Consider the following 12685-nt stretch of genomic DNA (forward strand, 5'->3'; position numbering starts at 1 on the left):
ACCAGAAACCGGTTATAAGCAGGGTGATAATTGCTCCCCATATCCATTTGAAGAATAGCTTGAATGTCTCACTCCACAAAGGAAGACGTTGTTCAGGGGGGAGTAGGGTGGCGGCTGTTGGACGCAAGACCATATAGGCAAAAAACATCCCACCAACCCAGATGACAGCGGCCAGAAGGTGGAGAGGTATTGCTATGCTCATGACCGTTTCCTTGTATAACTTATTCGAGTGCTTTATTCGATTGTAAGCTCTGCGAGCTTAATACGCCATTCTTTTGGCCCGGTTTTGTGAACAGACTGCCCCTGACTGTCCACTGCTACTGTAACCGGCATGTTCTCCACGTAGAACTCCCGGATAGCTTCCATCCCCAATTCTTCAAAGGCAATCATGCGTGAGGATTTAATTGCTTTAGACACCAGATAGGCTGCACCACCAATGGCAATCAGGTAAACGGAGTGATGCTTTTTGATGCTTTCTATTGTGGTGTCACCACGTTCAGCTTTACCAATCATGCCGAGCAAGCCGGTCTCAGACAGCATCATGTCAGTGAATTTATCCATTCGAGTGGCGGTAGTAGGGCCCGCAGGGCCAACTACTTCACCTTGAATCGGATCCACAGGACCAACGTAATAGATAAAGCGGCCTTTAAAGTCGAGTCCTTCTGGTAATGCCTCACCTTTGGCCAGCAAGTCTGCAATTTTCTTATGGGCTGCGTCACGGCCAGTTAGCAGGTGACCGCTTAAAAGCAATGTCTCACCTGGCCGCCATTGTTCGATATCAGCCTGAGACACCGTATCAAGGTTCACATGACGTGTGTTTTCAGCAGCCTGCCAAGTGATATCCGGCCAGTCATCCAGTGACGGTGGTTCAAATTCAGCAGCACCTGTACCATCCAAAGTGAAGTGGATATGTCGGGTTGCCGCACAGTTTGGAATCATAGCAACCGGCAGTGATGCTGCATGGGTCGGATAGTCGCTGACTTTGACGTCCAGCACGGTGGTTAATCCCCCAAGACCTTGTGCACCGATCCCAAGATTGTTGACCTTTTCGTAAAGTTCGACACGTAACTTCTCTGCTGCGGTTTCTGGACCCCGATCAATTAATTCCTGAATATCTATCGGATGCATCAGGGATTCTTTTGCCATCAACATGGCTTTTTCGGCGGTACCGCCAACACCGATTCCTAGCATACCGGGTGGACACCAGCCAGCTCCCATTTTTGGAACGGTCTCCAATACCCAGTCAACCAAACTATCGCTTGGGTTAAGAATCGTAAATTTGGCTTTATTCTCACTGCCACCCCCTTTAGCCGCAATGAGGACTTCCACCGTGTCACCCTGAACCAGTTCAGTGTGGATCACTGCAGGGGTATTATCTTTTGTGTTCTGGCGGCTGCCAAGTGGATCAGAAACGACTGAGGCGCGTAAAACATTATCCGGTTGCAGGTAGGCACGGCGGACACCCTCATTGACCATATCGTCCAGACTCATTGTTGCCTGCCACTGAACATCCATACCTACTTTCACAAACACGTTGACGATGCCGGTGTCCTGACAAATCGGTCGATTGTTTTCGGCGCACATTCGGGAGTTCATTAGAATCTGTGCTATCGCATCACGGGCAGAAGGAGACTGCTCACGTTCGTAAGCCTTACTCATCGCCTGAATAAAATCTTTAGGGTGATAACAGGCAATGAATTGCAGCGCATCCGCTACGCTGTCAATAACATCAGATTCTTTGATTAAACTCATGGGCTTTATCTCAGCTCAGTTTTTGTTTGATAGTCTCGATAACTGCATCTATCGGAAACTCATCACCTTCACCCGTACGACGGGATTTATATTCAATCATGCCACTATCGAGACCGCGTTCACCCAGAATCAAACGATGGGGAATACCAATCAGTTCCATGTCGGCAAAAGCGACACCCGGACGTAAGCCGCGATCATCCAATAGAACATCAATACCTGCCGCTTGAAGCTGTTGATAAATTTCTTCTGCTTTTTCTTTGACACGCACTGATTTATGCGCGTTTACCGGCACCAGCACAACCTGATACGGTGCAATGGCTTCCGGCCAAATAATGCCGCGGTCATCATGGTTCTGTTCAATTGCTGCAGCCACCACGCGCGAGACGCCAATGCCATAACAGCCCATCGTGATGACCTGAGATTTACCTGTTTCATTGAGAACAACGGCATTGAGTTTACTGCTGTAGTTTTCGCCGAGTTGGAAAATATGGCCGACTTCAATACCACGTGCTATATCCAGTAAACCCTGACCATCCGGACTGGGGTCACCGGCGACGACATTACGTAAATCAACTGCTTCGGGTTCTGCCAAGTCACGGCCCCAATTGACACCAGTCAGATGCTTTTCATCTTCATTAGCACCACAGACAAAGTCACTTACAAATGCAGCAGCATGATCAACCAGTACCGGAATGTTAAGACCGACAGGACCAATAGAGCCAATATTTGCGCCACAAGCTTCAAGCACTCTTTCCGGTGTAGCAAATGTCAGTGGGTTTGCAACCTGAGGGTGTTTTTCTGCTTTAATTTCATTCAGGTCGTGATCCCCACGCAAAACCAGAGCGACGACTGAACCTTCTTCTGTCCCTTCGACCAATAACGTTTTCAGACATTGGTTTGCTGGTTTATTCAGAAATGTGCTGACTTCATCAATTGTGTGCTGTTGAGGCGTATCAATGGTGGCCATTGACTCATTAGCGGCAGGACGTTCGCCAGCCGGTGCAATAGCCTCAGCCAGTTCGACATTAGCGGCATAATCACTCTGATCACTAAAAGCGATTGCGTCTTCGCCTGAGTTGGCCAGAACATGGAATTCATGCGAGGCATTACCACCGATACTGCCGGTATCGGCCTGTACCGGTCTAAATTCGAGTCCGATTCGAGAAAATATGCGCGTGTACGCGGCAAACATTTCATCGTAGGTCTGTTGAAGTGACGCGTGATCCAGATGGAAAGAATACGCATCTTTCATCAGGAACTCCCTGGCACGCATTAAACCAAAGCGAGGACGAATTTCATCACGGAATTTGGTCTGGATTTGGTAAAAATTGACTGGCAACTGCTTATAGCTCCGGATTTCCTGACGAACTAAGTCAGTTATTACTTCTTCATGTGTCGGCCCATAACAATATTCACGTTGATGGCGATCCGTCACGCGAAGCAACTCAGGGCCATATTTCTCCCAACGCTGACTTTCCTGCCATAACTCTGCCGGCTGAATGGATGGCATTAAAACTTCCTGAGCACCGGCATTATTCATTTCATCACGAATGATGGCTTCGGTTTTCCTGAGAATTTTCAGTCCCATCGGCAACCATGTGTAGAGACCAGAAGCAAGACGACGGATAAGCCCCGCGCGAAGCATCAGTTGGTGGCTGACAATCTCTGCGTCAGCAGGCGTCTCTTTAAGGGTAGAAATGAGCAGGTTGGAGGCACGCATGTAAGTTTATTTTTCCTGTTATAACTAAATGGCACCACTGGAAACCAGCAGTGCCCTATATTGATGATAAAAAATTTAAGCTAAAAAGTACTGTGGTTCCAGCCCCAGTTCTGTCGCTCTGAATCCGTCATACTGATATAGATTCGTCCACCATCAATGCCCAGTTGTTCATTGATTAGCGTACATAAAGCATTCGAAAAGGCTTGCCTGTCACCAGGCAGGCCGAGAGACCGATAATCCAGAATCGCTGTCGGGGCATCACTACCACCAAACAGCATATTAGCTTTTTGCTCTATAGCAACCATGACGTAACTCTCAGGTTTACCTGATTCTTTAGCTATGGTCTGGCTGGCGGCCTTTAATAACGATGTTTCGTCTTTCACATCTTGATTCGTGACAATATTCAGATAAGGCATAAAGTTCTCCTACATTATTGGCAAAATTCGTCAATTTGTTGTTGGAATTCCTGCATTTTCTGCTGGCGTTCTTCCTCAACCATACGAGTGACGTTACCTTCGGCGTCGACAAGACGTCTTCCCGGATTATTCTTATAGGTAGTAAAATTTTCTCTGGCGATACGACAATTTTCTTCGCGAATAGCCTCTTGTTGTGCTTCTTCTTCACGTTGTTGCTGTTTGGCTTGCTCCGCTTGTTCGGCTTCTTGTTGCTTATCAATCAAGGCCTGAACCTCTTCTCTAGCTTGATCTGGGTTGATTGGGGGCGGCGGCGGCACATCGACTGTTTCAGCTTGAACTGATGGTGGCGGTGTTTGTGAATAATGGGTCTGGCCGTCTTCATCTTTCCATTTGAATATCTCAGCACTGACGGAAAACGATATCATCACTGTGAACAAGGTCAGGCAAATTTGCTTGAAATAAGGTATAACCATAATCCGCACCGAATAAATAAATTTAATTCTACGCCAAAGCGCCCAATCATAAAATGTCTTCTAGTTTAGAGCGTTTCGAAAAGCATATTACCGTTACCGAAACTGGTCAGATCGCTGTCGATATCCTGGCAGCAGAAACCTGTCTTTCCAAGCAACTATTGAAGAAGGTTATGCTCAAAGGAGCGGTATGGTTAACGACGGGTAAAAAGACACAACGACTTCGGCGTGCCAAGCGAGAGCTCCAAAAAGGTCAAGCTTTACACCTCTACTATGATGCGGATGTTTTGGAACGCAAACCCACGCCACCTGAACTGATTGCTGACTTAGGCCATTACAGTATCTGGAATAAACCCTACGGTGTTTTGTCTCAGGGATCCAAATGGGGGGATCACTGCACGGTGACGCGCTGGGCAGAGCAACATCTGACACCGGAACGAAATGCTTTTGTGGTGCATCGCTTAGACCGGGCAGCAAATGGTCTTATTATTGTCGCGCATGAAAAACAGGCGGCTGCATTACTATCAGGCTTATTTCAAAGTCGTCAGATTGATAAACGTTACCGTGTCTGGGTTAAAGGTGAATTCCCCTCTACAGCAACAGAAAATTCACCGGTCAATGTAGATCTGCAGCTCGATGGGCGTCATGCATCAAGTTTTTTTACCCGCTTGACGTTTGACGCAGATAAGCAGCAAAGCTTGCTCGATGTTCACATAGAAACTGGACGAAAGCACCAGATAAGAAGACATGTGTCTAGTCTGGGTTACCCGGTGGTTGGTGACAGGTTGTACGGAAATACAAATGACCAAGTGAACTTACAGCTGACCGCTTATTACCTCTCTTTTATGTGTCCATACAGTCAAAAAATTAAAAAATTCAATTTGTTATCGGATTCGGACGCATTGACAAAATAAGCCAGCCGGGAGTAATTTCAGATATAAAGCACAGGGAGACATCGACGATGGCAGATAAAGACAACAATGAGTGGCAAGGTAGCGGACAATCTGAAAGACGTGAAGAACATCGACGTAAGGGTGAAGACCGTCGAGACATGATTCGGTTTGAGCCAGATAAAGATGATCGACGTCAAGGCAAAGACCGCCGTAAAGACAAAAATAGTGGCTGGGATTCAGGGACAACGATTTGATAAAGTCTGACTAAGCAGTAAAACAGCCTAAGTTACGCCGCTTAAGTATTTGTTTGATTAAGAATTTTCGGCAAATAAAAGCTTTGACTAACACCGCGCGCTGCCAGTAAGACCATCAATGCTGCCCATAAACCATGGTTATCAAAATCCTGCAATAAGTACCAAGCAGGCAGATAACAAGCGAAAGTGGCTATTAACATTGTGTTACGCATTTCCCGCCCCAGGGTAGCGCCAACAAATAAACCATCAAACAAATACGACCAGACACCAATCAGTGGTGCCAGAACGACCCAGAAACGGTACTCGGAAGCGGTATTGGCAACCACGTCAATACTCGTCAATAAAGCAATGATCTGATTCCCGAAAACGTAATACACCATGCTAAATAAACAGGCGACAAAAAATGACCAGAAGCCATTTAGAATCAGGCTTTGTTTCAACATCGTTTTGTCAGATAAACCTATAGCATTGCCACTCATGACTTCGGTGGCATTGGCAAATCCATCCAGAACAAATGCCATAAAGGTAATAAAATTGAGCAGAACCATATTGGCTGCTAAAGCAACATCACCCTGTTGTGCACCCTGATTGGTAAAGAAGGCAAAACTGAATATCAGACAAAATGTCCTCAGCATAAAGTTGCCATGTAGGTTTAATTCTTTACGATTTTCAACCAAGCGCCTAAGTTCGCGTTTCAGTTTGATTTCTTTGAGAGCAAGTTGTCGCTTGCTGAGCAAACCAATAGCAAAAATAAGCCCGATATATTCGGCCATTACTGAAGCAAAAGCGACGCCATCGGATTTCATGCCAAACTGATTGACCAGAATCAAATCAAAAACGATATTGGTGATATTAATCACTAGTACAACGACAAGGGCAGACCGCGAAGCGCCCATGCCAATCAACCATCCCAGAATAGCGTAGTTGACTAGCGTGGCGGGTGCACTCCAGATACGTATCTGATAATAATTGTGTGCTGCTGAAAGTACCTCAGCACTTCCGTCCATAAGTTGAAAGGCGAACCAGCCGATCGGCGATTGCAATACTAGAAGCAAAACGGCGATCACCAAAGCCAGCATACCTGACTGGACTAAAACGGCTCGTGTTGCGTGACGATTATCTTGCGTACTGGCCTGAGAGGTCAGTCCGGTTGTCACCATGCGAAGAAAACCAAATCCCCAGAATAAAAAGGTGAATAGCATGGTACCTAGAGCTACAGCACCGAGGTGGATAGGCGAATTGAGGTGACCAACCACAGCCGTGTCGACCATGCCTAGTAAAGGTGTGGACAGGTTAGCTAGAATCATGGGACCAGCCAGAGTCCAGACTCGGCGATGCGTTACGGCACGTGTGGTTAGCAAAAAGCGGTTCCTGTAAACAACAAGACCACCCGAAGGTGGCCTTGCAGGTGAGTGAAAAATTAATTATCAGATCAGCAGTGGTGCGATGACCAGACTGACGATAGCCATGACGTTGATTAAGATGTTCATTGATGGACCGGAAGTATCTTTAAGCGGATCACCTACGGTATCGCCCACAACAACGGCTTTATGAACATCGGAGCCTTTGCCACCAAGATTACCTTTCTCGACATGTTTTTTAGCATTATCCCATGCGCCACCTGCGTTCGCCATCATCAGGGCCATCATTACACAGCAGATTAGGGCGCCACCAAGCATACCGCCCAGAGCTTCAGCTCCCAATCCGAAACCGACAACAACAGGCGCTAACACAGCGAGCGTGCCGGGCAGGATCATTTTATTCAAAGCGGCTTTAGTGGCGATATCGACGCAGCGGGCTGTGTCTGGTTTGGCTGTGCCTTCCATCAGTCCCGGAATTTCTTTGAACTGACGACGAATTTCTTTAATCATATCGAAGGCCGCATCCCCTACAGCTGTCATAGTCATAGCGCTGACAAGAAACGGGAATATGCCGCCAAGGAACATACCCATCAAAACGACTGGGTTGTTTATCAATAAGGCAAAATTCGGGTCGCCCAGCGTGATTGTCTCGATATAAGCACTGATAAGAGCCAGCGCTGCCAGTGCTGCTGCACCAATAGCAAAACCTTTACCAATCGCCGCTGTGGTATTACCTAATTCATCCAGAGAATCCGTAATGTCACGAGTTTCTTTGCCCATTTCAGCCATCTCAGCAATACCGCCCGCGTTATCGGCAACCGGACCGTAGGCATCAATTGCCATGGTAATTCCAACTGTTGCCAACATGCCTACAGCTGCAATACCCACGCCGTATAAGCCAGCAAAGTGACTGGAAACGAAGATAATACCTGCAATAGTCAAAACTGGAATAGCGACAGACTGCATACCTAAAGCTAACCCGCCAATCATGACGGTGGCTGCACCTGTTTCACCACTGGCAGCAAGTTTCCGCACAGGTGCACCGCCTGTGTAGTATTCCGTTACCAGACCGATGATAATGCCACCAATGGCACCCGAAAGAACCGCAATCCACAGATTCGTCATGCCACCTAGACTGATGATCAAAAGCCATGAAACGGCGATGAAAAGTACGGATGCCCCCATGGTGCCAATTCGCAACGCGGCTTCCGGACTTTTGTGAGAAAAAACCTTCACTGTAAAGATACCAGCGATAGAACAGAGCAAACCGATCGAAGCTAGAGCCAGAGGCATAAACATCAAGGTTTCCTGGGTATCCGCGAGTTGACTGATAGCAACTGCACTCATGGTTGATGCGATGGCGATACTGGCGATCATCGCGCCACAGTATGACTCGAAAATATCCGACCCCATACCGGCAACGTCGCCTACATTGTCACCTACATTATCGGCAATGACGCCTGGGTTACGGGGGTCATCCTCCGGAATGCCAGCTTCGACCTTGCCCACAAGATCTGCCCCCACATCGGCACTTTTGGTGAAGATACCGCCACCGACACGTGAAAATAATGCAACAGAAGACGCACCCATACCAAACCCATGAATTGTATGAACTGTGTGGGGATCGGCACCATAGAGTAAATAAAGAATACCCAGACCCAATAAGCCCATGGCGGCAACCGTCAGCCCCATGATGGAACCACCGAAAAATGCGATGGTTAAAGCTTCAGATGCACCGCTGTCACGTGCTGCAACGGCTGTTCTGACGTTTGCCTGAGTGGCACTGTACATACCAATAAAGCCTGCACTAGCCGAACAGATGGCACCAACAAAGAAAGCAAAAGCACTGTGCCAACCGAGATCAGAAAGACCCAAAGCGACAATACAAACAAGACAAAAAATAGCGAGGCGGCTGTACTCAGCTCGCATGAAAACCATTGCACCCAGATGTATCTGGTCACCAATTTCTACAACACTACCGGAACCCGGTGATTGCGCCTTGACCTTGTTGTAAACCAGAAATGCACAGAACAGTCCGAAAATCCCCAAAATCATTGGGACGTAGCTGAGTGACGTCATAAGTCTTACCTCGTTATTATGATTAGAAAGTGTTAGCTAATTGTTGCTCCTTAGATCTACGTTTTGTGGTGCTCAAACTCTTATACCTGTATCGTAACGGCAAGTAAAGTCGCGGGGAGAAGCCTTGTTTTTCATAGAGATAGCTAATAACGATGATTGAATGGCTGAGCTATGCAGGAGCAGGCGTTATTGCCGGAGTATTGGCTGGACTGTTCGGGATAGGGGGAGGCTTGATTATTGTGCCTATCCTACTATTAGTGTTTAGCTGGCAGACCATGGCAGCAGATGTGGCTATCCATGTTGCTATCGGAACGTCACTGATGACGATTGTCGTAACGTCATTATCATCAATGCGTGCTCACCATGGTTACGGAACAACGGATTGGATTTTAGTTAAAAAACTTACTCCGGGCTTAATTGTGGGAAGTTTGCTTGGCGCGATGATTGCGGCGAATCTCTCCAGTCAGTGGCTGCAGACATTTTTTGCTTTCTTTGCCTTACTCATGGCAGTCAGATTATGGCTACCCTTACCAAAAGCGCTATCACCCAAGTTACTCACCTTGAGTTTTATGTCTGGATATGGGGTTTTTACCGGAATTATTTCCGCTATGGTTGGAATCGGTGGTGGCACGCTGGTAGTACCATACCTGGTAGTAGCGGGGCAGAAAATGCAACGGGCTGTGGGTACGGCTGCAGCGTGTGGCTTTCCGATTGCCGTCAGTGGTGTAATAGGCTTTATCTGGATGGGTATAGTCAAATACAACATCAATACAGGATGGCAGACCGGTTTTGTTCACTGGCAGGCATTCATTGGTATCATTTCAACCAGTATATTTATGGCGCCGATTGGTGCTCGATTAGCGAAAAATTTGTCACATGAAAAACTCAGCAAGTTATTTTCGCTTGTGCTGTTGACTGTAGGGTTACTGTTATTATTCCGTTAACTGTTAAAACAGGAGAGACCATCATGAATAAGTGGATTTGTTCCGTGTGTGGGTTTGTTTACGATGAATCAGAAGGCATGCCAGAAGAAGGTATTGAACCAGGAACCGCTTGGGATGACATTCCAGATGACTGGGTTTGTCCTGATTGCGGTGCGCTAAAAGAAGATTTTGAAATGATTCCTTTAGAGCAATAACAACGAGCTGCCGTGTTTTAGAGTTTAATCCAGATGAAAATTCTTCTATAATCAGGGATTTTGTTCACCTAAATTACTGGAGCTCGCGCATTATGAACCTCGACCGTGTTGGTTCAGGCAAAAACCTGCCTGAAGACATTAATGTCATCATCGAAATCCCTTCACACTCTGACCCGGTGAAATATGAAGTGGATAAGGAAACTGGCGCATTGTTCGTCGATCGTTTCATGAATACGGCGATGTTCTACCCCTGTAACTACGGATACATCCCGCATACCCTTTCTGATGATGGTGATCCGGTAGATGTTTTGGTCGTGAGCCCCTATGCCTTAATCAGTGGTTCGGTGGTTGCTTGCCGTCCAGTTGGTATGCTGAAAATGACGGATGAATCTGGTGAAGATGCCAAGATCATCGCGGTACCGCACGATAAGATGTATGACGACGTCAATGACGTTGATGATTTGTCATCACGTTTGTTAGACCAGTTAGCTCACTTCTTTGAACATTACAAAGATCTGGAAAAGAACAAATGGGTAAAAATTGAAGGATGGGTGAATAAGGCTGAAGCGAAAGCGGAAATTGTTGCCAGTGTTGAGCGTTTTAAAGCGGCACCAGTTAAACCACAATTCTAATTTTTTGCTATCAGCAAAACTGTTCGGCGAGCTGAAGCTTTCAGTCTCGCCGATTTTTTATCTAGACTCGGAACAATCATGACAACTTTGGTCTTGCAGGGCGCATTATTAACCAGAAAAGATGGCGAACAACTTGCTCATGAAGTCAGCGGTGAACTTAATTGGCAGCAGAACTATGCGACCGTTAGGGATGCTTCTGTTGACAGTCAGGCCATCGAATCATTTCGTCAGCAATTTGACTTCGATATCAATGCAATACCGTCTAATTTCGATGTGAGAAAAACCGGTCTTCTGGTAACAGACATGGATTCAACTCTGATCAGTATCGAATGTATTGATGAAATTGCTGATTTTATGAATCTTAAACCACAGGTCGCAGAAATTACAGAATCAGCCATGCGTGGTGAGATTGATTTTGAAACTTCACTCAGACAACGTGTGTCTCTGTTAAAAGGGCTGGATGTTTCGGTATTGGAGCGTGTTTATGAAGAACGCTTGCAGTTGAATCCTGGTGCTGAGATTATGGTCGAAACATTGAAGCATAATGGTATCAAGCTGGCATTAGTCTCAGGCGGCTTTACCTTCTTTACCGACAGGCTCAAACAACGTCTGGGGCTGGACTTCAGTCAAGCGAATAAACTGGCGGAAAGAGAAGGCAAGCTGACCGGTGAACTGGATGGCGATATTTGTGGCGCGCAGACCAAAGCAGATTTTTTACTGCAGTGCTGTAAGCAACTTAATATAACGCCAGCACAGACGCTGGCAGTGGGAGATGGTGCGAATGATTTGTTGATGATGCAACCGGCCGGTTTGAGCGTTGCATACCACGCCAAACCAAAAGTTCAGCAACACGCTGATACCGCCATCAATCATAATGGATTGGACGCTATTTTGGGTTTGTTGCAGCTTAGCTATAACTAGCCTGATCTTGAAATTAAAACCTTCGTCCCCATCTCACCAAAGAGAATTTTTCAAATTACGAGGATCAAATAATGGAAATTATGGAACGCATTGGGCAGGCAATAGAAACTAATCCGGTTATCCTGTTCATGAAAGGCACACCGGAATTCCCACAATGTGGCTTTTCTAGCCGTTCGTCGCAGGCAGTTGCTGCTTGTGGTGCAGAGTTTGCTTATATTAATGTATTAGCAGAACCGGAAGTGCGTGAAAACCTTCACCGTTATGCAGATTGGCCAACCTTCCCACAACTCTATATCAAGGGTGAACTGGTTGGTGGTTGCGATATCATCATGGAACTTTACGAAAATGGTGAATTGAAAAAAATGATTGATCAAGCGAGCTAACCAAGGCATGAGTCAGGAAAACGATCACGATTGGCACGACGGCGAACACGAATATGCTGTCGCGCCATCCAAGCCAGATTTGAAGCAGCCACCCAAATATCGGGTGATCATGCTCAATGACGACTATACGCCCATGGATTTCGTGGTTGAGGTGCTGGAGAATCTTTTCAGCATGGGAAGCGATAAAGCGACGCAAACCATGCTGGAAGTTCACACCGAAGGTAGTGCTTTGTGTGGTATTTTTACTTATGAGATAGCTGAAGCGAAAGTCGAACAGGTCAACAGCTACTCTCAACGCCACGGCCATCCATTGCAATGTACGATGGAAGAGGAATGACCCAGTTCGATATCCAACCAATATAGGTGGAACGCAAGATGTTAAGTAAAGAACTCGAACAAACCCTCAGTCAGGCATTTAATTATGCTCGGCAGCGCTCACATGAGTTTCTTACCGTTGAGCATTTACTACTTGCCCTACTGGAAAATGGTCAGGCGTTGGCGGTTTTAAAAGCCTGTGATGTAGATGTATCTATCTTGCGGCAGGAACTGGGCGATTTTCTAGCCGATAACCTACCAACATTACCCGAAGATAGTGAGCGCGAGACACAGCCTACCCTAGCATTCCAGCGCATTCTGCAGCGTGCTGTTATGCATGTGCAGTCATCG

The 12685-nt window shown here is 46.6% G+C and carries 16 protein-coding genes; 9 read left to right on the top strand and 7 right to left on the bottom strand.

Annotated elements, in window-relative coordinates; all coding sequences use genetic code 11:
• From ACTF5U_RS09390 to ACTF5U_RS09410, 5 genes are all read right to left on the bottom strand, one after another.
• On the bottom strand, positions 1–202 hold a 202-nt coding region (locus ACTF5U_RS09390), incomplete at its 3' end, for a DUF4149 domain-containing protein (protein WP_438971365.1).
• Positions 203–234: 32 nt separating this feature from the next.
• On the bottom strand, positions 235–1752 hold the full coding sequence (locus ACTF5U_RS09395; protein ID WP_438971366.1) for a fumarate hydratase: 1518 nt from the start codon (positions 1750–1752) through the stop codon (positions 235–237).
• Positions 1753–1762: 10 nt separating this feature from the next.
• A complete protein-coding gene (locus ACTF5U_RS09400) occupies positions 1763–3472 on the bottom strand; it encodes a proline--tRNA ligase (protein ID WP_438971367.1) in 1710 nt (569 codons plus the stop codon).
• Between the two features lie 80 nt (positions 3473–3552).
• Entirely contained in the window at positions 3553–3888 is a 336-nt protein-coding gene (locus tag ACTF5U_RS09405; protein WP_438971368.1) for a phenylpyruvate tautomerase MIF-related protein, read from the bottom strand.
• 14 nt (positions 3889–3902) lie between these two features.
• The gene (locus ACTF5U_RS09410) at positions 3903–4361 is read right to left on the bottom strand and encodes a DUF4124 domain-containing protein (protein ID WP_438971369.1); all 459 of its coding nucleotides are present in this window, start codon (positions 4359–4361) and stop codon (positions 3903–3905) included.
• A gap of 53 nt (positions 4362–4414) precedes the next feature.
• Here ACTF5U_RS09410 and ACTF5U_RS09415 point away from each other — a divergent pair, with 53 nt between their 5' ends.
• Positions 4415–5272, top strand: coding sequence for a pseudouridine synthase family protein (locus tag ACTF5U_RS09415; RefSeq protein WP_438971370.1), 858 nt, complete (start codon positions 4415–4417; stop codon positions 5270–5272).
• Positions 5273–5319: 47 nt separating this feature from the next.
• The gene (locus ACTF5U_RS09420; protein WP_438971371.1) at positions 5320–5505 is read left to right on the top strand and encodes a hypothetical protein; all 186 of its coding nucleotides are present in this window, start codon (positions 5320–5322) and stop codon (positions 5503–5505) included.
• A 41-nt stretch (positions 5506–5546) separates the two neighbouring features.
• On the opposite strand, the gene ACTF5U_RS09425 is transcribed toward ACTF5U_RS09420, so the two are convergent.
• Positions 5547–6866, bottom strand: a complete 1320-nt coding sequence (locus ACTF5U_RS09425; RefSeq protein ID WP_438971372.1) for an MATE family efflux transporter — start codon at positions 6864–6866, stop codon at positions 5547–5549.
• A gap of 66 nt (positions 6867–6932) precedes the next feature.
• Positions 6933–8945: a sodium-translocating pyrophosphatase gene (locus tag ACTF5U_RS09430; protein ID WP_438971373.1), complete on the bottom strand. Its 2013-nt coding sequence runs from the start codon at positions 8943–8945 to the stop codon at positions 6933–6935.
• Positions 8946–9097: 152 nt separating this feature from the next.
• Between ACTF5U_RS09430 and ACTF5U_RS09435 the strand changes: the two genes are divergently transcribed.
• The 7 genes from ACTF5U_RS09435 to ACTF5U_RS09465 form a co-directional block, all read left to right on the top strand.
• Complete coding sequence (locus tag ACTF5U_RS09435; RefSeq protein WP_438971374.1) at positions 9098–9889, top strand: sulfite exporter TauE/SafE family protein; 792 nt, start codon at positions 9098–9100, stop codon at positions 9887–9889.
• Between the two features lie 23 nt (positions 9890–9912).
• Complete coding sequence (locus ACTF5U_RS09440) at positions 9913–10083, top strand: rubredoxin (RefSeq protein WP_438971375.1); 171 nt, start codon at positions 9913–9915, stop codon at positions 10081–10083.
• 92 nt (positions 10084–10175) lie between these two features.
• Positions 10176–10715 (top strand): inorganic diphosphatase, encoded by a 540-nt coding sequence (ppa, locus tag ACTF5U_RS09445; RefSeq protein WP_438971376.1) that lies wholly within the window; start codon positions 10176–10178, stop codon positions 10713–10715.
• Positions 10716–10793: 78 nt separating this feature from the next.
• Entirely contained in the window at positions 10794–11636 is an 843-nt protein-coding gene (gene serB, locus ACTF5U_RS09450) for a phosphoserine phosphatase SerB (RefSeq protein WP_438971377.1), read from the top strand.
• 71 nt (positions 11637–11707) lie between these two features.
• A complete protein-coding gene (grxD, locus tag ACTF5U_RS09455; protein ID WP_438971378.1) occupies positions 11708–12019 on the top strand; it encodes a Grx4 family monothiol glutaredoxin in 312 nt (103 codons plus the stop codon).
• A 7-nt stretch (positions 12020–12026) separates the two neighbouring features.
• Positions 12027–12356, top strand: a complete 330-nt coding sequence (gene clpS, locus ACTF5U_RS09460; RefSeq protein ID WP_438971379.1) for an ATP-dependent Clp protease adapter ClpS — start codon at positions 12027–12029, stop codon at positions 12354–12356.
• A 38-nt stretch (positions 12357–12394) separates the two neighbouring features.
• On the top strand, positions 12395–12685 hold a 291-nt coding region (locus ACTF5U_RS09465), incomplete at its 3' end, for a Clp protease N-terminal domain-containing protein (RefSeq protein WP_438971380.1).

Source organism: Methylophaga sp. (assembly GCF_965655755.1).
GTDB lineage: Bacteria > Pseudomonadota > Gammaproteobacteria > Nitrosococcales > Methylophagaceae > Methylophaga.